The sequence below is a fragment of the Paenibacillus agri genome (assembly GCF_013359945.1).
Classification (GTDB): Bacteria; Bacillota; Bacilli; order Paenibacillales; family Paenibacillaceae; genus Paenibacillus_AQ; species Paenibacillus_AQ agri.
Window position 1 is genome coordinate 172,307 of record NZ_JABWCS010000214.1, and the last position, 22,004, is coordinate 194,310.

The 22,004-nt window shown below is 47.6% G+C and carries 18 protein-coding genes and 2 pseudogenes; 16 read left to right on the plus strand and 4 right to left on the minus strand.

The window, feature by feature from the left end; all coding sequences use genetic code 11:
* Positions 1 to 374 precede the first annotated feature (374 nt).
* Positions 375 to 1,109: a TraR/DksA C4-type zinc finger protein gene (locus HPT30_RS18950; protein WP_175372894.1), complete on the minus strand. Its 735-nt coding sequence runs from the start codon at positions 1,107 to 1,109 to the stop codon at positions 375 to 377.
* 244 nt (positions 1,110 to 1,353) lie between these two features.
* Here HPT30_RS18950 and lspA point away from each other — a divergent pair, with 244 nt between their 5' ends.
* From lspA to HPT30_RS18965, 3 genes are all read left to right on the plus strand, one after another.
* The gene (gene lspA, locus HPT30_RS18955; RefSeq protein ID WP_175372942.1) at positions 1,354 to 1,836 is read left to right on the plus strand and encodes a signal peptidase II; all 483 of its coding nucleotides are present in this window, start codon (positions 1,354 to 1,356) and stop codon (positions 1,834 to 1,836) included.
* 14 nt (positions 1,837 to 1,850) lie between these two features.
* Positions 1,851 to 2,822 (plus strand): RluA family pseudouridine synthase, encoded by a 972-nt coding sequence (locus HPT30_RS18960; RefSeq protein ID WP_175372895.1) that lies wholly within the window; start codon positions 1,851 to 1,853, stop codon positions 2,820 to 2,822.
* A 95-nt stretch (positions 2,823 to 2,917) separates the two neighbouring features.
* The gene (locus HPT30_RS18965) at positions 2,918 to 4,171 is read left to right on the plus strand and encodes an LL-diaminopimelate aminotransferase (protein ID WP_175372896.1); all 1,254 of its coding nucleotides are present in this window, start codon (positions 2,918 to 2,920) and stop codon (positions 4,169 to 4,171) included.
* Between the two features lie 498 nt (positions 4,172 to 4,669).
* Here HPT30_RS18965 and HPT30_RS18970 read toward each other — a convergent pair whose 3' ends face one another.
* Complete coding sequence (locus HPT30_RS18970; protein ID WP_175372897.1) at positions 4,670 to 5,494, minus strand: class I SAM-dependent methyltransferase; 825 nt, start codon at positions 5,492 to 5,494, stop codon at positions 4,670 to 4,672.
* Positions 5,495 to 5,589: 95 nt separating this feature from the next.
* A complete protein-coding gene (locus HPT30_RS18975; protein ID WP_175372943.1) occupies positions 5,590 to 6,465 on the minus strand; it encodes an alpha/beta fold hydrolase in 876 nt (291 codons plus the stop codon).
* Between the two features lie 151 nt (positions 6,466 to 6,616).
* Here HPT30_RS18975 and HPT30_RS18980 point away from each other — a divergent pair, with 151 nt between their 5' ends.
* Both HPT30_RS18980 and HPT30_RS18985 read left to right on the plus strand, forming a co-directional pair.
* Complete coding sequence (locus tag HPT30_RS18980) at positions 6,617 to 7,324, plus strand: MerR family DNA-binding transcriptional regulator (RefSeq protein WP_175372898.1); 708 nt, start codon at positions 6,617 to 6,619, stop codon at positions 7,322 to 7,324.
* 247 nt (positions 7,325 to 7,571) lie between these two features.
* Positions 7,572 to 7,730 (plus strand): annotated as a pseudogene (locus HPT30_RS18985) (NAD(P)H-dependent oxidoreductase); the annotation flags it as partial.
* Positions 7,731 to 7,795: 65 nt separating this feature from the next.
* Here HPT30_RS18985 and HPT30_RS18990 read toward each other — a convergent pair.
* Positions 7,796 to 8,143, minus strand: a complete 348-nt coding sequence (locus HPT30_RS18990) for a winged helix-turn-helix transcriptional regulator (RefSeq protein ID WP_175372899.1) — start codon at positions 8,141 to 8,143, stop codon at positions 7,796 to 7,798.
* 172 nt (positions 8,144 to 8,315) lie between these two features.
* Between HPT30_RS18990 and HPT30_RS18995 the strand changes: the two genes are divergently transcribed.
* The 11 genes and pseudogenes from HPT30_RS18995 (at position 8,316) to HPT30_RS19045 (ending at position 21,961) form a co-directional block, all read left to right on the plus strand.
* Positions 8,316 to 9,320, plus strand: a complete 1,005-nt coding sequence (locus HPT30_RS18995; RefSeq protein ID WP_175372900.1) for a sigma-70 family RNA polymerase sigma factor — start codon at positions 8,316 to 8,318, stop codon at positions 9,318 to 9,320.
* Positions 9,321 to 9,468: 148 nt separating this feature from the next.
* Positions 9,469 to 10,602 carry a kanamycin nucleotidyltransferase C-terminal domain-containing protein gene (locus HPT30_RS19000; protein ID WP_175372901.1) on the plus strand — a complete coding sequence of 378 codons (1,134 nt, stop codon included), beginning with the start codon at positions 9,469 to 9,471 and terminating at the stop codon, positions 10,600 to 10,602.
* Between the two features lie 82 nt (positions 10,603 to 10,684).
* Positions 10,685 to 10,880 (plus strand): annotated as a pseudogene (locus tag HPT30_RS19005) (serine/threonine protein kinase); the annotation flags it as partial.
* Positions 10,881 to 11,227: 347 nt separating this feature from the next.
* Positions 11,228 to 11,812: a bifunctional pyr operon transcriptional regulator/uracil phosphoribosyltransferase PyrR gene (gene pyrR / locus HPT30_RS19010; RefSeq protein ID WP_175372902.1), complete on the plus strand. Its 585-nt coding sequence runs from the start codon at positions 11,228 to 11,230 to the stop codon at positions 11,810 to 11,812.
* 2 nt (positions 11,813 to 11,814) lie between these two features.
* The gene (locus HPT30_RS19015) at positions 11,815 to 12,723 is read left to right on the plus strand and encodes an aspartate carbamoyltransferase catalytic subunit (RefSeq protein ID WP_175372903.1); all 909 of its coding nucleotides are present in this window, start codon (positions 11,815 to 11,817) and stop codon (positions 12,721 to 12,723) included.
* A gap of 104 nt (positions 12,724 to 12,827) precedes the next feature.
* Positions 12,828 to 14,111 (plus strand): dihydroorotase, encoded by a 1,284-nt coding sequence (pyrC, locus tag HPT30_RS19020; RefSeq protein ID WP_175372904.1) that lies wholly within the window; start codon positions 12,828 to 12,830, stop codon positions 14,109 to 14,111.
* A 45-nt stretch (positions 14,112 to 14,156) separates the two neighbouring features.
* The gene (gene carA, locus HPT30_RS19025; protein ID WP_175372905.1) at positions 14,157 to 15,335 is read left to right on the plus strand and encodes a glutamine-hydrolyzing carbamoyl-phosphate synthase small subunit; all 1,179 of its coding nucleotides are present in this window, start codon (positions 14,157 to 14,159) and stop codon (positions 15,333 to 15,335) included.
* Positions 15,336 to 15,337: 2 nt separating this feature from the next.
* The gene (gene carB / locus HPT30_RS19030) at positions 15,338 to 18,559 is read left to right on the plus strand and encodes a carbamoyl-phosphate synthase large subunit (protein WP_175372906.1); all 3,222 of its coding nucleotides are present in this window, start codon (positions 15,338 to 15,340) and stop codon (positions 18,557 to 18,559) included.
* Between the two features lie 138 nt (positions 18,560 to 18,697).
* Entirely contained in the window at positions 18,698 to 19,471 is a 774-nt protein-coding gene (gene pyrF / locus HPT30_RS19035) for an orotidine-5'-phosphate decarboxylase (protein WP_175372907.1), read from the plus strand.
* Positions 19,468 to 20,109, plus strand: a complete 642-nt coding sequence (pyrE, locus tag HPT30_RS19040; protein WP_175372908.1) for an orotate phosphoribosyltransferase — start codon at positions 19,468 to 19,470, stop codon at positions 20,107 to 20,109. The genes pyrF and pyrE overlap by 4 nt, the downstream gene beginning before the upstream one ends.
* 307 nt (positions 20,110 to 20,416) lie before the next feature.
* Positions 20,417 to 21,961, plus strand: coding sequence for an ABC transporter substrate-binding protein (locus HPT30_RS19045; protein ID WP_175372909.1), 1,545 nt, complete (start codon positions 20,417 to 20,419; stop codon positions 21,959 to 21,961).
* Positions 21,962 to 22,004 lie beyond the last annotated feature (43 nt).

Genomic DNA, 22,004 nt, shown 5'->3' on the forward strand with positions numbered 1-22,004 from the left:
GTTCCATTCCCTTTTCAACCGCTGCAGCGGGGTGTACTGCTTCTTTTCCGTATAGATAATCCGCAGTTTTCTCATGAGCAGTTGATAACGCCGGTCATCTTGATGACTGAACTGATGAACTTCTTTAAAGTAATTAGGTTTCATTATGCATACTCCTTCTGAGTTGGGTTCGTGATACACATAGACAGAAAAGAATTTGTACAATTATATCGGCCAACAGGTATATAGTTCAACAGAACTATTATACTAGGACATTCTGAACATTTTCTTAAACTTTTCTTTACAAAAAAAAGAGGAGCCGGTCTATAGCGTCCTGCAACCGTCTCCATGCGATTTATTCTGATGTTTTTCTGTGCTTAATTCCTGTATAGCTGTTAGTCTGTCCGGTCATTCTGGCTATGGGGGTCAAGCAGGTAACTACCCTCACCGCTGTCCATATAGTGCTTGTAGCTACGCCCTCGAACGACAGTTACATTGTTGCCTTCGATATCGGTAGCGATGAAATTTTCCCAAGGCTCTACGAAGCCTTCGGTCTCGTCGGCCTCAATTTCCATGTCTTCATAGGCTCCAACCTCATTACTTTCTGCCATGGCCGGAGAATTGGAGGTACCCCAGCTCTCGACAATTTGCCAGGCGTCTTCGCCGTCAAAACCATTCTGCTCTTCATTCTCGTCAAGACTGGTCCTTCCAAAAGGGGGCGTGAGGAATTCCTCTTCGGCGGGACGGTTATTCGGCTTCATTTGTTTGGGATTATGCTCTTTGCAGTAACGGGTAGCGGGGACGACGGCTAACCGCTCGAAGGGAATAGGTTCACCGCCGGCAATACAGGTGCCATAGGTTCCTTCATCCATTGCTTTCAAGGCTGCATCGATATCCTCCAGCTCATGCTCGTCCCGCTCCAGCAGGGAAATGTCCATGGACCGGTGATACAGGTCGGTAGCGGCATCGCCTGGATGATTATCGATTTCCGACAGTTCCCCGGAGTTGTCGCGCATGGATTCCTGCAGCCCGTAATGCTCATTATTCTGCAGTCTGTGGCGGATATCCGCACGTTGCTGGTGCAGATCTGCACGAAGTTCCGAGAGCTGCTCTGCTGTCAGGTGTGTCATTTGATTGTGCTCCTTTCTGATCCTGCTTCAGAACATCATTCCTTCCCCTTCGCCTGTGCGGGAGGGCTCCTTGATAGGTTGACCGGAGAGAAGGGATTTTAGCGATGGAAAATAGTCCCCAAGAGTCCCTGCACGAAAGGGTCTGCAATAGACGGGTCTTTAGGCCTGTGCTACAATATACGAGTCTGTAATCAGTATTTGACCGCGTAGACGCGGGAAAAATAAGAACGGAGTGACAACTTCTGTGGTGTATTATCTGATAGCTCTCATTGCTTTTTTGATCGACCAGGCAACCAAATATGTAATCGCTACGCGTCTGGAGCTCGGGGAACAAATTCCGGTGATTGGGAACTTCTTTCTGATTACCTCCCATCGCAACCGCGGGGCCGCTTTCGGCATTCTGGAGGGACAGCAGTGGTTCTTCATTTTGGTTACCATTGTGGTTGTTGCCGGTATCGTATGGTATCTGAATAAGGTCAAAGCGACACGCAAATTGCTGCCTACCGCATTAGGTCTTGTACTCGGTGGAGCCGTCGGCAATTTCCTGGATCGGATGTTGAACGGCGAGGTTGTCGATTTTCTGCAATTTAATTTTGGAAGCTATACCTTCCCGATCTTCAATGTCGCGGATTCCTGCATCGTTATCGGTGTGGCGCTGATTATTCTGGATTCGCTGCGTGATATGAAGGGCGGAGAAGAGATCACGGAAGTAAAGGAAACAAAGTAAGCTTACAGAAAGGAATGAATGATTTGAATAATGACGTCAATCAGCAACCGGCATCCGGCTACGAAGAAGAGAGGGACGTCACGGAGTGGACGGTCTCCGGCGAGAATGCCCGGGAGCGTATTGATAAGTATATCACCGAGGCTTGGGAGGAAGAGGTGTCCCGTTCACAGGTTCAGCTGTGGATCAACGGCGGACATGTTACTGTGAATGGTGCAACGGTCAAAGCCAATCACAAGCTATGGGAAGGCGACGTGGTGGCTGTTACGGTACCTGAAGCGGAAGTCACGGATCTGATTGCGGAAAATATCCCGCTGGACATTGTGTATGAAGACAGCGATGTGATCGTTGTGAACAAGCCGCGCGGAATGGTCGTGCATCCTGCAGTAGGTCATCCCTCAGGAACGCTGGTCAATGCTCTCATGTATCATTGCAAGGACTTGTCCGGCATTAACGGTGAGATCCGTCCAGGCATTGTACACCGCATTGACAAAGATACCTCTGGCCTTATTATGGCCGCGAAGAACGACGCCAGCCATGCTTCGCTGGCTGCGCAGCTGAAGGAGCACAGTGTGACCCGTCGTTATATTGCTGTAGTTCAGGGCAATCTGAGTCATGACAAAGGAACTGTAGACGCGCCAATCGGCAGAGATCCGCATGATCGCAAGCTGTACACCGTAACGGAGAAGAACAGCAAAAAATCTGTAACTCATTTTACCGTACTGGAACGGTTTGGCGATTGCACGCTTCTGGAGCTGCAACTGGAGACAGGGCGCACCCACCAGATTCGGGTACATATGAAATTCATCGGTCATCCTCTGGCTGGTGATCCGATCTATGGCCGCAGCAAAGGAACGACGATGAAAGGTCAGGCTTTGCATGCAGCTGTCCTCGGATTTGTTCACCCTTCTACTGGAGAGTATATGGAGTACAGTGCACCGCTTCCAGCAGATATGGAAGAATTATTGTTCGCTTTGCGTAGCAGATAAGTACAAATGAAGTGATAATAAATCCATGGTTTTGCATCACGGTTTACGTCATATTTATGATTAGAACTTTGAAAAAAAGCCAGGAGATGACCTTTATGAGTATTGAACAATATCAAGATACATTCATCCAGAGTAACTTTGCAGACCGCATCGGCGGTGCCAATTACGGTAAAGACACCGCGATTTATAAATTCGAGAAAATCAAACGCGCCAAGGCATCCGCGAAGCTGGATTTCCCTGACATCGAACTTATTGACATGGGTGTCGGCGAACCGGACGAAATGGCGGACGCGGGCATTGTTGCCAAGCTGGCCGAAGAAGCATCGAAGGAAGAGAACCGTGGTTATTCGGATAACGGTATTCCTGAGTTCAAGGCTGCAGCCGCACAATACTTGCACGATGTATTCAGCGTGGAAGGCATTGATCCGGTAACCGAGGTTGTGCATTCTATCGGTTCGAAGCCAGCATTGGCCATGTTGCCATCTTGCTTCATTAATCCCGGCGATATCACCATCATGACGGTTCCAGGCTATCCGGTCTTGGGAACACACACCAAATACTTGGGTGGACAAGTCTACACGGTGGAATTGAAAAAAGAGAACAAATTCCTGCCGGATCTGAACGCCATTCCTGAGGACATTGCCAAGAAAGCCAAACTGCTTTATTTGAACTATCCGAACAACCCTACGGGAGCCAGTGCGACGCCTGAGTTCTTCGCTGAGGTAGTAGCTTGGGCCAAGAAATACGATGTTGTCGTGATTCATGATGCACCGTACGCTGCCCTGACCTATGATGGTGTGAAGCCGCTCAGCTTCCTGTCTGTGCCGGGTGCTAAGGATGTTGGTGTTGAGCTTCATTCCCTGTCCAAGTCGTATAACATGACTGGTTGGAGAATTGGCTTTGTGGCCGGCAACCCGCTGATTGTCAAAGCGTTCAGCGATGTGAAGGATAACAATGACTCCGGTCAGTTTATCGCCATCCAAAAAGCCGCAGCCTATGGTCTGGCTAACCCGTCGATCACAGAAGCGATCGCGGACAAATATTCCCGCCGTCATAACTTGTTGGTGGATGCACTGAACAGCCTCGGCTTCCAGGCCGAGAAGCCTAAAGGCTCGTTCTTCCTGTACGTGGCTGCGCCGAAAGGCGTGAAGGGCGGACGCCGTTTTGAGACTGGCGAAGATTTCTCGCAGTTCCTGATCCGTGAGAAGCTGATCTCCACCGTACCTTGGGATGATGCCGGAGCCTTTGTACGCTTCTCCGTAACCTTTGTTGCCAAAGGCGAAGAGGAAGAGCACCGCGTGATCTCTGAGATCAAACGCCGGCTCAGCGATGTTGAATTTGAATTCTAATATAGTGGATATAGTATACCCCGCAGCCGTAATGGCTGCGGGGTATTGTTTTACTCAGGGGAAAATGAAATACATATAACTGGTGGGCAAGCATCCGTTATCAAAACAACCAGTCCAGAAAGTGGAATCTTATCTATGTGAGCTAACGGACCGTATAGTCCTTATTTTCCGGATGAAGTTGCTCCAGGTATATGGAGTGGACTCAGACGACGTTATTTCGTTCCAAACAGAGGATTTTGAACAGGATTTGTGCCCATAAGGTCTCTGGAGTCCTTTATCTTCCTGAATGGTTGATTTTATAGCCAATAAAGCCTCTGGAGTCCATTACGAAGCAAGCACTGGTAGTATGGAAGACATTATGATGGAAAAATTGTTAGTTTATTTTTCAAAAAAGAAAAGGCCATCCCGCAAGGGGTGGCTCTTATACTTACCGTTCCAGTCAACACGGGGAATAGCGTATCTCACTAGTGTTAAAGTACAGAATATTCGAGCACCTTTCTATAAAGGCTTTGTCCCACACGCCATAAAAAATAGCATCATGGCATGAGCTTCCGGAGAACTAACAAAATGGTCATAGGATTTATTTAATTCCTCAAATTCATATGAAGTAATAATGCCATGTTTATAGAAATCAGCAAAGCGGTTGATATCAAATTGTCGTTTGAAGCCTTCGATACTATGTAAATCACTATGTTGGATGATTGCATCCATATCCACGTCTATAAAGCCGGAATCGGATAGAATCCGCGGCAAGCTTCTTCCGATATTCCGGTTGCCACCTCTTGAAGCCTGTAGTTGTGACAGCTTTTTCAATATGGATGGTAAAACATCTAGTTCAGGTTGAATAGCACCAAATACCCCGTCATCGATATCAATAATAATGAGCTTCCCGCCTGGTTTTAAGACACGGCTAAGTTCTTCCGCAGCTTGCAATGGGTTATGTAGATGAAGGAAAATTAATCGTGCAATCACAAAGTCATACTGATGATCGGGGAGTTCGGTATTGTAAATCGATGCTTTAACAAAATTAAGTCTTGATTCAGGGATATGACTTAGCCTCTGTCTAGCTTTTTCAAGCAGAATATCATCAATATCCAATGCGGTAATTTGACTCTGCGGTAATTCCTCCAGTAGTTGTTCAGTAACAAAGCCAGGCCCACTTCCAACTTCCAATACCTTCATCCCATCTTGTAGTCCAAACCATTTCAGGGTGCGGTATTCTTTTTCCCAACCCATCAGAGCTTGTTCTTTTAAGCGCAACAATTCTGCGTCTGCTCCAATACTAACATTCTGAAAGTTATATGTTGATTTGCGTTCTTCCAATGATATTTCCTCCTGTTAGATTATGAATTTAATGGAATAAAATAATCATAACATCGGTTGAAAGAAAAGTGAAAATTACTACAGCGAGAATGCTTTCACTTCGATAATAGATTTTCAATAAACCAAGGTTTAATCAAAGGCAGAACCGTTTCAGGCTGCATCGCTTTTGTATGATCCATGTTCTCCCCGCATAACAGATTAACATCCCAGCCATAGTGCTTTAGTACATCTTCATTTTTCTTTAATAAACCGCTGATATTGACAGTTACATTTCCAAAGTTCTCGCCATAAACAATAGTATCTTTGTCACCAGCGAATGTAAGCTTAGGAAAGTTTAATCCGGCCTGAATTTTGCTATCATCGAAATCTATTAAGTTTTTGTACATGGTGACAAATTGTTTGGTTTGTTTTGGATCTATGGTTACCTGTAAGTTATCCCAATCGAAATCCTCTGCACTGATATTTTCTTCGAATTGATAATTAGAGTTATCATGATTATTTAATGCTTGCTCATAAGTCTTTGTGGTTACTACCATCATTTCTTTATAGGGCCCCTCATAGGGTGGGAATCCTCCCATAACTAAACTTTCCAAACGGTTTGTTCTAATCGCCAATTGTAAGCCAATTAGAGCCAACCAGGAGTAGCCGTAATAACTAAATGTGTTAACCTTCAGTTCATCAGCGATTCGTAATAAATCCTTTGAGATGTTCTCTGGTGTAAGAAGATCTGGTTGAGGATTGCGAAAAAGGTGGCCTTCATAGTCAAAGTACAACACCTGAAATTTATCAGAAAGTCCTTCCACAAAATTTCTTCCTAGTTCAGGATCTACACCCCACAATTTCAACGTTTCAGCTTCTTGACCAAAAACAGATTTTTTAGCGATTGGTAACATAATTACTTTACTAGCAGGATCTCCAGTCAAACCTGCCTCTAATTTTGATCCATCATTTAATGTTACGATTTTGTTCAACATGATCACTCCCCACCGGATATACTAATAACATACAACATTCATGCAATAGTCCGGTTTTTCCCAGCAAAACCTTGGTATTAGTATAGAATTCGGATTTTATGTTAACGCAGCACTTTAAGGTTTTACTTTAAGATTTGGGAGTGGGGAAATGCAAAGTATATTCACACCTACACAAATTGCTAACAAACTGAACGTAAGTACCACTACTTTAAGGAGATATGAAGAACAAGGATTAATCCCTGATGTACCGAGAACGGCAGGAAGTCATAGATCCTATACTCTGGTACATTTTCAGGCTTTTAGTACCATTCGATCATTATTGAAGGGATATGATATACCTGTAGTCTACGATGTCATGAGGCGAATCAAGAATGGTGATATAACGGATGCTCTTTGGCTAGTGAACCATCAGCTGTACCTGACTCAAGAAGAAAAACAGCGGGTTGAAGAAATACTGGGTATGATCAGAAATGCTGATTTCAGCCAATACAGAAATATTAAATTAATACAGCCACTGACTATTGGAAAAGCAGCTGAAATTGCTGGGGTTAACACCTCTGCTATTAGGCATTGGGAGCAGGAGGGGTTGATTTCCTCAGAACGAGACGAAGGTAATGGTTATCGAATTTTCACTATGTCTGAATTGCGGAAGATCTTAGTGATTAGCAGCTTAAGAAAAACAATTTATTACACTGAAAATCTGAAAGACCTTCTAAATGACCTAGAAACACAACATTTTACAACAATAGATCGCTCGTTTCAGTTAGCACTTGAAAAATTAAACGATAAGCTAATAGCGCAATTAAAGGGAATAGTAGAACTAATGAAATATATAGGTTTCTTTAAAGAGGATTAGCGATTCAGCTAAACAATCTCTTGGGTAGGAGAGACCGGATGCAGCAGGTGATAATTTTTATCCGGTTATCATGTATCCCCTATGAGTTTTCCCGTGATCATCCGTGTACATTAGATATTCTACTTTGCCTGCCGGTGTACAGGAGAACTCCAGTTGTTCATGAATCATTTCCGTGATAAAGGTGATCTTGGCGGTATCCTGACGGATAGGGATTAGTTTGAATAATAACAGAAGGGTTCGAAATGAAACGCTTGAGCATTTGTTATCTCCTTTTGAAACAACCTTCAAATACTGCGGTGCGGATTATCGTTCGTTCTATGCGTTTTATGGTACAGAAAGTGAGTATCCTATAAGCGATTTGGAAAAAAGCGTGCAAGATTATTTGAATTTTATTGACAATCTGTAAAATAGAAGCTTTATTAAAACTAAAAGAAAAGAAGTATTTCCTTATGAGGAGATACTTCTTTTCATTTAAACCAGAATGGCTGGCTTGTTGTTATCTCCCCAATCGCACATCATATCTAACAAGGGAATAAGGGAAAGACCACGCTCAGACAGTGAATATTCAACTTTTGGCGGCACCTGGGGATATTCCTTCCGTAGGATAAGGCCATCGGCCTCCAATTCTTTTAACATAATACTTAGCGTTTTAAAAGAAATGGTACCGATATTTCGCTTCAGCTCATTATGCCGCAAAACTTTATTTTCAGACAGCCAATACAAAATAATCATTTTGTATTTACCGCCGATCAAAGACAATGTATATCCAAAGCTAGTATCTTTTAGCGTCACACCAGTAGGAACACAGCTTTCAGGCACAAGTTACACTCTCCTTTAGAATCATACATATTCGAATTATACATACTTCATATATTATAGTGTAGTTGAAGAGAGGAAAACACGGTTATTTCAAATAAATTTATAATAGTTAAGACGGTTTCTTAATTCTTCTTACGTCTAATGTTATGACCTTAATTTGAGGAGGATGAAAGTGGGTTGTACGGATACAGAGCTGGTAAATAGGGTGTGTAAAGGAGAGGTTGATGCATTCGGTGAACTGATCAGCAAATATGCCAATGCAGTTTACGGGGTAGCTTACGGCAAATTGGGTAATTTCCACACTGCACAGGATATTGCACAGGAGGTCTTTGTCAAGATATTCAAGAAGCTGTCCAGCTTAAAGGAACCCGAAAAACTTGGCAGTTGGTTATATGCAGTTACCACAAGGGAATGCATGGATTGGTTCAGGGCTAACAAGCACAAGGAAGTGTACGAATTAGCGGAACAAGTAGATACTCCGCAGCTAGAAAGCACCGAAGATCAATTATTAAAGAAAGAACTTCAGAGTGAGGTATGGAATGCTCTAAACACCCTATCCGAAGCTAACCGTACAGTCACAATTCTGTACTACATTGATGGCTATAAGATTAGGGAAATCAGCGATTTCCTTGGTATATCCGTCGAGGCAGTAGAGAGCAGACTCCGCAGATCAAGAACATCATTAAAGAAGGGGATGTTAAGCATGGTGAATGATAATCTCAGCCAGAACAGATTGAACGAGGAGTTTAAGAAGAAGGTATTTCAAGATGAGAGAATGCCAGAAACGCAATTCCGGCGTGTGGCTATGGGAGGCAGTGATTTTGACGACAGCGATCTGAATACAACACGATTCTATAACATTAATCTGGAGGGCTCCAGTTTTGATGATATCAATATGAGCAAGACCGTCTTTAACAATATAACCTTCCATCTTGCAAAATTTGTTGAGGTTGGACTGTGGGAGATTGAGGTGAGTAATTGTGAACTGGGAGGAGCTTATTTCCACGATATTAAGATGCATGGAGAACCTAACAGGTTCGAAAATTGCGAATTACAGGGGAGCTCCTTCTTAAACTGCAATCTTTCAAACGTCGATATTAAAGACTGCGATATCTCAGGGCTTAAAGTTAATGGGGTGTCCATCGAAACCCTTTTAGAGAGCTATAATAACAAATAAAACTTGTGGGCTGTTTAAATGCAAAGGCCATCCTGTACCCAGGATGGTCTTTGTTAATTACTAATTATAATTAAACTTTACCGAAATAATTCCACAGACTTTAGTATTATGAAATGGGATATCCATTTATATACAAAGGGGAATTGAAATGCTGAAGGTATTTGAGGTTGCCAAGTCACTTTTGAATCATATAGAGAAAGTCTACGCTGAAGAGATTGCGATTGTTGCTTACTACGGGTCATACGCGCAGGGAACGGAGACGAAACGTTCTGACTTGGACTTCTTTTTTATTCCAGCCACACCGAAAGGTTATGACGCAAGTATTCAATTTATTATTGATGACATAAGCTTTGATTTCTGGCCGATTAGTTGGGAACGTGCGGAGAGAATGGCTTCGTTTCAAGAAGATAAAACCACGATTATCACAGATTGTAAGCTACTGTATACCCGTTCGGATGAAGATCGCGCAAGATTTTTGAAGCTTCGGGAGACCACCTCTGCATTGCAGGCCTCTGTGAATGCGCAAAAGATGATAGAGAAGGCTGAAGCCGAACTTCGTGACGTTTATGTGCATTTGTATAAGCTGACCCGCGCTAAAGAGTACGGTTCTTTAACGTTCTATAGAACAGAGGCACATGGTATTTTAACAAAGATATTTCTAAGCCTTGCCCTGTTAAATAGGACGTATTACTCAAAGGGCTTTGGTAAAAACATGGAACAAATATTAAGCCTTCAGATTAAGCCGGTTCGCTTAGAATCTTATATAGAAACGATTACACGAAGCGGCGTGAACGCCGATATTCTTGAGGCATGTGAAGCACTCGTCGCAGATACTCTTGAATTAATTATTGTGCAAAAAGAAAAGCACTACAGCAATCCTGCTTACCCCCATAGAATGAAGGGCTTTTACGAAGAGGAAAAGGGCGTTCTTGATAAAATCATTACCGCTTGTGAGGCGAATGATTTCGATACTGCATTTTTCTCTGCTGTCCATGTGCAGGATGTAATCGCTGCCTTTTTGTTTTACGCTGAAACCGGGCATTGGCCAAGTGATTATACCACTGATTTTAAATACCAGGAGCAGTACCTGCAATTGGGATTCCCGAATCTGGTGTCACTTCTTCACTCACAAGATCTATCGCAATTACAAGCAGCTACTGAACGTTTAAGCACTATGTTAGAGGCTTATCTGCGAAGCAAAGGGGTCGACATCAATCGTTTTGAGGACGTTGAGCAGTTTGTAGTGTTTCTTGAGAAGAAGGAAGCGACCGGCCAAATTTGATTGGGAGGCACTGGAATGGATCAAGAACAACACGATCTTGAATGACTGCGCTCTCTAGGTAAATTGTTCTGACGACGCAGCAGTATTTGAATGGTTCTAAGGTGAATGCCTTCATTCGCATTGGTCCTTCGCTGGAGCAGCAAAACATAACCACCCTGATTTACCGTTCTACAAGTAAGCATTTGCCCCTTGAAAAGCGTCTGGAATCACTGAATGCTATTTTTGAATTTCATACTTTTGTTGAAGCACAAGGGTATGTCGCCGTTGATTTCTACGAGACTGGGTTGCAGAAAGTAGATTCCGGATCGAGAACGAAATTCCGATTGTGAATATGTAACGCCTTTTCTTCCCAAAATCACTTCTCGGAGTTGACATGCTGTGCTCATTCTGTCATACTTCTATTAAATGAATAGCGCCTTTAATTCAGTCCCGTGAGACTGGCAAGGTAACGTGAATCGAGGTTCGCGACTCTAGGAAGGTATCCGTATGACTATACGGAAGTCTTTTCATGTGCGCAGCCGTCATCTTCTTCATGTGTGGATTCCACTCCTTGCCTGTTTCAGGCAAGGAGTTTTTTGTTTTCCAAGGAACTTGAAGTGGCGTTCTAACAGAGAGGATGACAATCATGGTTACTGAAAAAAACGTCATTATGGACGAAACGGCGATTCGCCGGGCGTTATCACGAATTGCACATGAGATTTTGGAGAAGAACAAAGGTATTGAGAACTGCTTGTTAGTGGGCATTCGCACTCGGGGCGTGTATCTGGCCCGCCGGATTGCAGAGCGCATCAAGGAGATTGAAGGGGTAGCCATTCCTTACGGTGAGCTGGATATTACCCATTATCGCGATGACCGTAGTGATGAGGGCAAGAGCAGCAGTGAAGCAGGAGCCTCGGCGGTAGTAAGCAGCAATCTGATGCTGAATGCGGACAGCGCAGGCATCCACGATCAAAAAGTTATTCTATGCGACGATGTACTTTACACCGGACGGACCATCCGGGCGGCGATGGATGCCCTGATGGACTGCGGCAGGCCGCGGATGATTCAACTAGCGGTCCTTGCGGATCGCGGTCACCGTGAGCTGCCGATCCGGCCAGATTATGTCGGCAAGAACGTACCTACCTCCAAACATGAGCAAATCGAAGTGGCGCTGAAGGAATATGACGGTAAAGACGAAGTGTCCATTATTTCGCAATGGGAGGAAAAATAATCATGATGACAGCAACCAAGGTGAAGGAACGCAGCTTGCTCGGCTTAAAGGATCTGGATAGCTCAGAGATCGAACAGCTGCTGGAGAGAACGTCCCATTGGGATAATCAGAGTCAGAAATTAACACCCGTTCTGGAATCGCGGTTTGTGTCCAACATGTTTTTTGAGAATAGTACCCGCACCCGCTTCTCATTCGAAATGGCTGAGAAGCGCCTCGGTGCACAAGTGTTGAACTTCACGGCTGCTGCTTCCAGCGTAGAAAAAGGCGAGTCGATCTACGACACCGTACGGACGCTGGAATCCATGGGGATCGACGCGGGGGTTATTCGCTTGAAGCCGGCAGGGGTGCTGGAGCAGCTTGCGGAGAAAGTAGCTATCCCGCTAATCAACGCGGGTGATGGTAACAACGAACATCCGACACAAGCGCTGCTGGATATGTATACCATGACCAAGCATTTCGGTGCTCTGAAAGGCCTGAAGGTGTCGATCATCGGAGATATCCTGCACAGCCGTGTGGCTCGTTCCAACCTCTGGGGATTGACCAAGATGGGAGCACAGGTGCAGTTCTGCGCACCAGAGAATATGAAGGCTCCCGAGCTTGCGGCTTACGCGCCATATGTTTCCATGGAAGAGGCGATGCAAGCTGATGTGGTGATGATGCTGCGGGTACAGCTCGAGCGTCATGCCAGCGGAATTCTGCAGTCGGCAGAAGAATATCGCCGCCAGTTCGGCCTGACCGAAGAACGCGCTTCGAAGCTTAGTGCAGGCACGATCATCATGCACCCTGCACCGGTGAATCGGAACGTTGAGATTGATGATGCAGTGGTGGAATGCAGCCAGTCGCGCATCTTTCCGCAAATGTCCAACGGGGTACCGGTACGGATGGCTGTACTCGAAAGAGCGCTTCTCTAAAAAAAGCTAACATTAACCGATTAATAAATATACACAATGATGAATTTTTATTATATAATAACGGGGAAGCTTGCGGCAGTGGTCTGCAGGCAAAAAGGAGAATCATGACAGTGATCATTAAAAACGCCAGCGTATTGAACAAGGACGGCAAGCCGGAGCGCAAACACATCGTCATTGAGGACGGAGTGATCTCCGCTCTTATAGATGGAAATGAGGAAGTAACCGGAGCTACTGAGATCGTTGATGCAGAAGGAAAGCTGCTGATTCCCGGCCTGATTGACATGCATGTGCATCTGCGTGAACCAGGATTTGAGCACAAGGAAACGATTGAAACGGGCAGCCGTTCGGCAGCCAAGGGCGGTTTTACCACCATCGCCTGCATGCCGAATACGCGTCCGGTGACAGACAGCCCCGAAGTGGTGCAATTGGTTAAAGACAAGGCTCGTGAAGCCGGTCTGGTAAAGGTCCTGCCTTATGCAGCGATTACGAAGAATGAGCTGGGCAGAGAGCTGACTGATTTTCCAGCGCTGAAGGAAGCCGGAGCGATTGGGTTTACTGATGACGGTGTGGGCGTGCAGAGCGCGCAAATGATGAAAGACGCCATGAAGCTGGCTGCAAAGCTGGATATGCCGGTGATTGCCCACTGTGAGGATAACTCACTGGTGGAGGGCGGCTGTGTGGCTGAAGGAACGTTCGCAGAGAAGCACGGCCTGATCGGGATTCCGAATGAGTCGGAGGCGATCCATGTCGGCCGGGATATTTTGCTAGCGGAAGCGACTGGGGTTCACTATCATGTCTGCCACGTCAGCACAGAACAATCGGTACGTCTGATCCGTCAAGCCAAGGAGATCGGGATTAAGGTAACCGCTGAGGTATGCCCGCATCACCTGCTGCTCTCGGAAGAGGACATTCCAGGGCTGGATGCCAATTGGAAAATGAACCCGCCGCTTCGTTCGCGCCGTGACGTGGAAGCATGTATCGAAGGTCTGCTGGACGGTACGCTTGATATGATCGTTACCGATCACGCTCCGCATAGCGAAGACGAGAAAGCTAAGGGGATGCAGCTTGCGCCATTCGGTATCGTAGGCTTTGAGACAGCCTTCCCGCTGCTCTACACGGCTTTTGTAGACACAGGCAAATGGGACTTGTCCCTGCTGGTCCAGCGGATGACCGCTGATCCGGCTCGCGTATTCCGGTTGAACACCGGGGTATTGGAAGCCGGAGCGCCTGCAGACTTGACACTGATTGATCTGGAACAGGAGAAGGAAGTGAACCCGGCGGATTTTGCGACTAAGGGTCGGAATACTCCTTTTACCGGTTGGAAGCTTAAAGGTTGGCCGGTAAGTACCTGGGTGGATGGCAAGCTGGTCTGGAATGAGACAAACTAACTAACGAACTTTTATAATAGAAACAACAAGAAGGAGTGGAAGGGAATGCAGGCAAGATTGTTGCTGCAGGATGGCACGCTGTTTACAGGTACCGCATTTGGTGCCGAGGGCGAGAAGACAGGCGAGGTTGTATTTAACACAGGAATTACAGGATATCAAGAGGTACTGTCGGATCCTTCTTACTGCGGTCAGATCGTTACCATGACCTATCCGTTGATCGGAAACTACGGCATCACACGTGATGATTTCGAATCGGCACGTCCGTTCGTACACGGATTTGTGGTGCGTCGTCATGAGACGGTGCCAAGTAACTGGCGCGCAGAATACAGCGTAGACGATCTGCTGAAGGAATATGGCATTCCCGGTATCAGCGGGATTGACACCCGGATGCTGACCCGCATCATTCGCCACTATGGAACGATGAAAGCAATCCTGACCACATCCAATAAACGGGTAGAAGAACTGCAGGAAATGATGGGTGACACCAGTATAGAGGAATTGCGCAATCAGGTGGCCCGTACATCGACTCCGAACACGTATATCAGCCCTGGCAACAAGGAAAGAATCGTACTCGTCGATTACGGTGCTAAGACAGGAATTCTGCGTGAGCTGAACAACCGTGGTTGTGACGTTGTAGTCGTACCACATGATGTAACAGCAGATGAGATTCGCCGCTTGAACCCGGATGGTATTCAACTGTCCAACGGCCCTGGGGACCCTAAAGATGTGCCTTACGCAGTGAAGACCATCTCTGAGTTGCTTGGCGAATATCCGATCTTCGGCATTTGCCTGGGCCATCAATTGTTCGCCCTGGCTTGCGGTGCCGATACCGAGAAACTGAAGTTCGGTCACCGTGGTGGTAACCATCCGGTAAAAGAACTGGAGAGCGGACGTTGCTTCATCACTTCGCAGAACCATGGCTACACCGTTAACGAGGACTCCATCAAGAGTACGGAGCTGGAAGTTACACATATCAACAATAACGATAAGACCGTTGAAGGTCTCAAACATAAACGTTACCCTGCTTTCTCGGTGCAATATCACCCGGAAGCAGCGCCAGGACCGCATGACAGCAGTTACCTGTTCGACCGTTTCCTGCAAATGATCGCAGAACACAAGGCAAGTAAACCAGTCAACCCGCGTCAGGCACAACTTGCAGCTAACGCCAGAATCACGGCGCCGCAGCCAAAGCCACAGCTTGAAGCCGTGAAAGGAGCACGATAAGAATGCCTAAGAATGAGAAGCTTAAAAAAATCCTGGTGATCGGCTCCGGTCCGATCGTCATCGGCCAAGCAGCCGAGTTCGACTATGCAGGAACTCAGGCTTGCCAAGCCCTGAAAGAAGAAGGCGTTGAGGTAGTGCTGATCAACAGCAACCCGGCGACCATCATGACCGATACCAATATGGCCGACAAGGTCTATATTGAACCTATCACCCTTGAATTCGTAACCGGCATTATCCGCCAAGAACGTCCTGACGGGTTGCTGCCAACACTTGGCGGACAAACTGGTTTGAATATGGCAGTAGAACTGGCCCGCGCTGGTGTGCTGGAGCAGGAGAATGTGAAACTGCTCGGAACTCAGCTGGATTCCATTGAGAAGGCCGAAGACCGCGACTTGTTCCGTGATCTGATGCGTGAACTGGAACAGCCGGTTCCAGAGAGCACGATCATTACTACACTGGAAGAAGCTCTGAGCTTCGCTGATGAGATCGGCTATCCGCTGATTGTCCGTCCTGCCTACACTTTGGGTGGTACAGGCGGCGGTATCTGTGATAACGAAGAGGAACTGCGTGAGACCGTTAAGGCTGGTATCCGCTACAGCCCGATCGGACAATGTCTGGTTGAGAAGAGCATCGCCGGCATGAAGGAAGTCGAGTATGAAGTTATGCGCGATGCCAACGATAACTGTATCGTGGTCTGCAACATGGAGAACTTTGATCCGGTGGGTGTACATACCGGGGACAGTATCGTTGTGGCGCCAAGCCAGACGCTGTCTGACCGTGAGTACCAAATGCTGCGCAGCGCGTCGCTCAAAATTATCCGTGCGCTGAACATCGAAGGCGGCTGTAACGTACAGTTCGCGCTTGATCCGCAAAGCTATCAATACTATGTCATTGAAGTGAACCCGCGTGTCAGCCGCTCCTCGGCACTGGCTTCCAAGGCAACCGGCTATCCGATTGCGAAGATGGCTGCCAAGATTGCTCTCGGCTACACGCTGGATGAAATCGTCAACCCGGTAACCGGACAGACTTATGCCTGCTTCGAGCCTACCCTTGACTATATCGTGAGCAAAATCCCGCGCTGGCCGTTCGACAAGTTCACATCGGCTAACCGCAAGCTGGGCACACAGATGAAAGCGACCGGAGAGGTTATGGCCATCGGCCGTACTTTCGAAGAGTCCATTCATAAAGCGGTTCGTTCCCTGGAGATCGGCGTTCACCGCTTCCGTCTGCCAGGTGCAGAGAAGCTGGAGGAGCAGGTCCTGAGAGACCGGTTGGCAAAAGCCGATGATGAGCGTCTGTTCCTGATCGCCGAGGCTTTCCGCCGCGGCTACGGATTGCAAGAGGTCCAGGATATCACTAACGTAGACTGGTGGTTCCTCTCCAAGATTGAAGGTTTGGTGAACTTCGAGAGCGTCATTCGCGGGGAAGAAAGCCTCACAGCGGAAACGTTGTACGAAGCTAAGCGCTTTGGCTTCACAGACCGGGCTATCGCCGAGATCCGTGCTGAAGGCGACCCTAACGGCAAGCAAACGAAGGAATCCGAGGTACGGGCATTGCGTCTCAGCCAGGGGCTGAAGCCGGTGTTTAAGATGGTAGATACTTGTGCGGCTGAGTTTGAGGCTTCCACACCTTACTACTACTCCACCTATGAGACCGAGAATGAAGTGACACCTTCCGATAAGCAGAAGGTAATCGTGCTCGGCTCTGGTCCGATCCGTATCGGACAGGGGATTGAATTTGACTACTCCACTGTACACGCAGTATGGGCGATTCAGAAGGCTGGTTACGAAGCGGTAATTATCAATAACAATCCGGAGACCGTATCAACAGACTTCAACACATCAGACCGGTTGTATTTTGAACCACTGTTCTTTGAAGATGTAATGAACGTGGTAGAGCAGGAGAACCCGATTGGGGTAATCGTTCAGTTCGGTGGACAGACCGCGATCAACCTTGCGGCACCGCTGAGTGCTGCCGGGGTGAATATTCTCGGAACAAGTCTGGAAAGCATCGACGAAGCCGAGAACCGCAAGAAGTTCGAAGCATTGCTCTCCCGTCTTGATATTGCACAGCCGAAGGGTAAGACGGTTACGACTGTCGATCAAGCGGTTGAAACCGCACAGTCGCTGGGGTATCCGGTATTGGTTCGCCCGTCTTACGTACTTGGCGGACGCGCGATGGAGATTGTCTACAACGACACTGAACTGCTGAGCTACATGGTCGAAGCTGTCAAGGTGAATCCAGAGCATCCGGTACTGATTGACCGTTACATGCTGGGTAAAGAGGTTGAGGTAGACGCCATCTGCGACGGAGAGACTGTAGTCATTCCGGGCATTATGGAGCATGTGGAACGGGCAGGGGTTCACTCCGGTGACTCTATCGCCGTCTATCCGCCGCAATATCTGGATGAAGGTCTGAAGCAGAAGATTTCCGAAATTACAATCAAGATTGCCAAGGAACTGAAGACCATTGGTCTGGTCAACATCCAGTTCGTTATCTATAAAAATGAAGTCTATGTCATCGAGGTTAACCCGCGCTCCTCGCGTACGGTTCCGTTCTTGAGCAAGGTGACCGGGATTCCTATGGCCCACCTGGCGACTAAAGTTATCCTTGGCGGCAAGCTCAAGGAAGACGGCTACCAAGAAGGACTATGGCCGGAAAGCGATTATGTATCGGTTAAAGTGCCGGTGTTCTCCTTTGCTAAGCTGCGCCGCGTAGAGCCTACACTGGGGCCGGAAATGAAATCCACCGGTGAAGTTATGGGCCGCGACAAGCTGTATGCCAAAGCGCTGTATAAAGGTCTCATCGGAGCGGGTATGAAGATCCCGGCTACGGGAGCCATTATCGTGACGGTGGCTGACAAGGACAAAGCTGAAGCGGTTGAACTGATGAAGGGCTTCCATGCGATGGGTTACAAAATCATTGCTACAGGCGGTACGGCAATCGCACTTGAAGATGCTGGCCTGAACGTGATGAACGTGAACAAGCTGGGCGAAGGGGAGCCGAACATCGTCGACTTGATCCGCAGCGGACAAGCGAACTTTGTCTTCAACACCCTGACTAAGGGCAAAACACCAGAGCGTGACGGATTCCGTATCCGCCGTGAAGCGGTAGAGAATGGCGTGGTCTGCATGACCTCCCTCGACACCGTAGCGGCGCTGCTGAGAATGCTGCAGACAATCAACTTCTCGTCGCAGTCCATGCCTGCATTTGTCGGTCAATAAAGAACTGAATAGACAGCATTGAACATGCTACAGGGACGGTTTGCGGATGATTCGCAGACCGTCCCGCCATGACCGGGCCATGAATAAGATGAATGAGGGTCCTCGTGGACAAGGTGAAACTGGATAGGAGCGGTGGTTATGGCTTACGAACAAGAGCAAGAGGTGAAGGCAGATCACGATGCTGCATGGTCAGATATGGCTAAGCGGCTGATGATTGCCCTGGATTACCCGGATGTAGCGAGTGCAAGACTGCTCATGGAGAAGCTGGAAGGTATCCCATGCTATATGAAAGTAGGCATGCAGTTGTTCTATGCGGCTGGGCCGGAGTTCGTGCGGGAGCTGAAAGAACGAGGCTACTCTGTATTCCTGGATGTCAAAATGCATGATATCCCGAACACGGTAAAAGGCGGAGCAGGCAGCATTACAAGGCTGGGTGCCGATATGTTCAACGTGCATGCCGGAGGCGGCAAGGCTATGATGGCTGCTGCCCGTGAGGGCGCAGCGGCTGCGGTTAGCGCTAATCCGAAGCTTAATATGCCGGTGATTATTGCGGTAACCCAGCTGACCAGTACGAGTCAGGAAGTCATGAACGGGGAGATTGGAATCCCGGGCAATGTAGATGACACGGTGGTTCGGTATGCCAAGCTGGCTGCGGAAGCAGGCCTGGATGGCGTTGTAGCCTCCCCGCAGGAGTCGGCGGCCATTGCGTCCGCCTGTGGCCCGGATTTTCGCACAGTGACCCCTGGCATCCGGCCAGCCGGCTCATCGATGGATGACCAGACGAGAGTCCTGACACCGGGACAAGCGATCCGGCAGGGCAGCCACTATCTCGTCATCGGCCGGCCGATTACGGCAGCATCCGATCCGCGTCAAGCGGCACTAACCATTATTGAGGAGATGATTCAAGCGTGAGCCAATTTTCGAATAAAAGTGAACAGGTCGCTTCGTATTTGCTGGAGATCGGGGCGGTAAACCTGCGTCCGCAAGAGCCTTTTACCTGGACTTCCGGTATTAAGTCGCCCATCTACTGTGATAATCGTCTGACTTTATCGTATCCAGAGGTCCGCAACTATATCGCCGATGCTTTTGCCGAGCTGATTAAGAGCCGTTACCCGGATGCTGAAGTGATTGCCGGAACAGCAACAGCGGGTATCCCGCATGCGGCTTGGGTAGCTGACAAGCTGAATCTGCCTATGGCATATATCCGTGACAAAGCTAAGGGCCATGGCAAACAGAACCAGATTGAGGGCCTGATTGCTCCAGGGCAGAAGGTGATCGTTATTGAGGATCTGATCTCCACTGGGGGCAGCTCCATTAAGGCCGCTCAGGCGGTTCAGGAGGCCGGCGGCGTGCCACTGGCGGTACTGGCTATTTTCAGCTATGAGCTAGATCGGGCTACACAAGCATTCGCTGATGCAGAGATTCCGCTGCTGAGCTTGTCCAATTACACTACGTTGATTGATGTTGCACTGTCTCAGAGTAAAATTGCTGCAAGTGATGTAGATCTTCTGCATTCCTGGAGAAAAGATCCTGCGGCATTTGGAGTATAAATGATGTTTTACAGTCCCTCGCCTTGGTGCGCAGGGACTTTTTTTAATATAAGAATATATATGTTTTCGCTATAAATCACTCCTAAATTTCTCGTTGAAACGGATACCGTTCCTTAGCGGACGAATAATCCGTTTCTATTTGTTCCAATATAAGGGGATTCGATGAAAGATTCGTTGTTTAACTTTAAATTTGCTGTAACTTTCACGATGCTATAAACCTATATAATACATAAAGAAGGAATGGATGATTACTCCAGTAACCAGGCATTCATGACCTAGTGTTTAGTATGTTCGGGAGGGATATATAGTGAAATTTAATAGGAATATAACTGACAAGAAACGTAAGGCTATCCGCCGAGTGAGTCTGGGTCTCAGCGCGGCATTGCTGCTGCCATTGGCGTCATCGAACTTACATACGGCGTGGGCAGAATCAGAGCAAGGCCATGCTCAGCAGAAAGAACGTGTGCTGCGGATCGGCAGCTTGTGGAGCGGAGAAGAGGATACCTATTTTCGCCAACAGTTTACGGATCTGTATGAATTGAAGCATCCAGAGGTCAAGCTTGAGATTGTGCCCGCCATAAACAGTAGTGACACCCGTTTCAATCCTGGCCCGCAAGCACCCGCAGGAGACAACCTGGAGAGCATTCGGAAGCTCATGGGCGGAGACAAGCCTGTGGATGTTATTGTCGGGGACAGCACGCTCATCAAGAGCCTGAGAGACCACAACATGCTCAAACCGCTTCAGCCGCTGATTGATCGTGACCATTATGATATTAGCAATATGGCGCCGACGATGCTGGATGGTATCCGCGAGCTGGGTAACGGCAGTCTGTACGCTCTGGCACCGACCTTTAATTCAAGTGCTTTGTATTATAACAAAGCTATTTTTGACAAGGCAGGTCTGCCTTATCCTACGAATGGAATGATCTGGGATGAAGTCTTCACACTGGCGACGAAGGTTGTCAATGCTTCCAAAATGGCCAAAGTGTCGGGTCATCCAGATAGCCGCGTCTACGGATTCTCCATGAGCCGTTATTCCAGTGATCCATTCTGGGACATGCTGACCTATATATCGCCGCTTCAGCTGACCATGTACGATAACAAAGGCGAGAAGATGACTGTCAACAGTCAGCCATGGAAAAAAGCATGGACAACCTATAGTGAACTTGTGCATAAAGGGATTATTCCCGGGTTTGTCAGCGATGTCGGTAGTCCCGAGAGCAATGGCTTCAACCCGCTTCAGGGAGATCTATTCGCGACAGGTAAGGCTGCAATGGTTATCGGGGAGTACGGCTATGTGAAAGAATTGGCGGATATTGAGCGAAATGCCTCCAAAATCCCCAACTACAAGCTGGCGGATTGGGGCATTGTGAATGTACCTTCACATGCGGAGAAGCCGGGGGTGTCATCCGGCACTTGGCTGGGAAATATGATGGCGATCAGTGCTAACGCGCCCGATCCAGAGGATGCCTGGGACCTGATTAAGTTCGTGAACAGCAACGAAGTGGCGAAAATCAAAGCCCATAACAACTACGAACTGACGTCCCGCACAGACTACATTACTTCCAGTCAGCCGGGCCTGGATTTGCAGCCTTTTTATACACAGAAACCACTGCCTGCCGGTGATCCCGCTATGGATCAATTGGAGGCGCAGAAGCCGGGAATTACCCAAATCAGCGATGCCGGCCGGCAGTTGTTCATCGAAGTGTATAACGGCCGCCAATCTGTGGATCGAGCACTGAAGACCTGGGAATCCCAGGGTAATAAGATGCTTGCGAAGCTGAAAAAATCCCCGGCGTCTACCTTTGATCTGGAGGATGGCTGGATGTCACAAGGTGCTGTGAGGAATTAATCACTATTTATTCCAAATAAAAGGTCCAAAGCCGCCGGGAGTT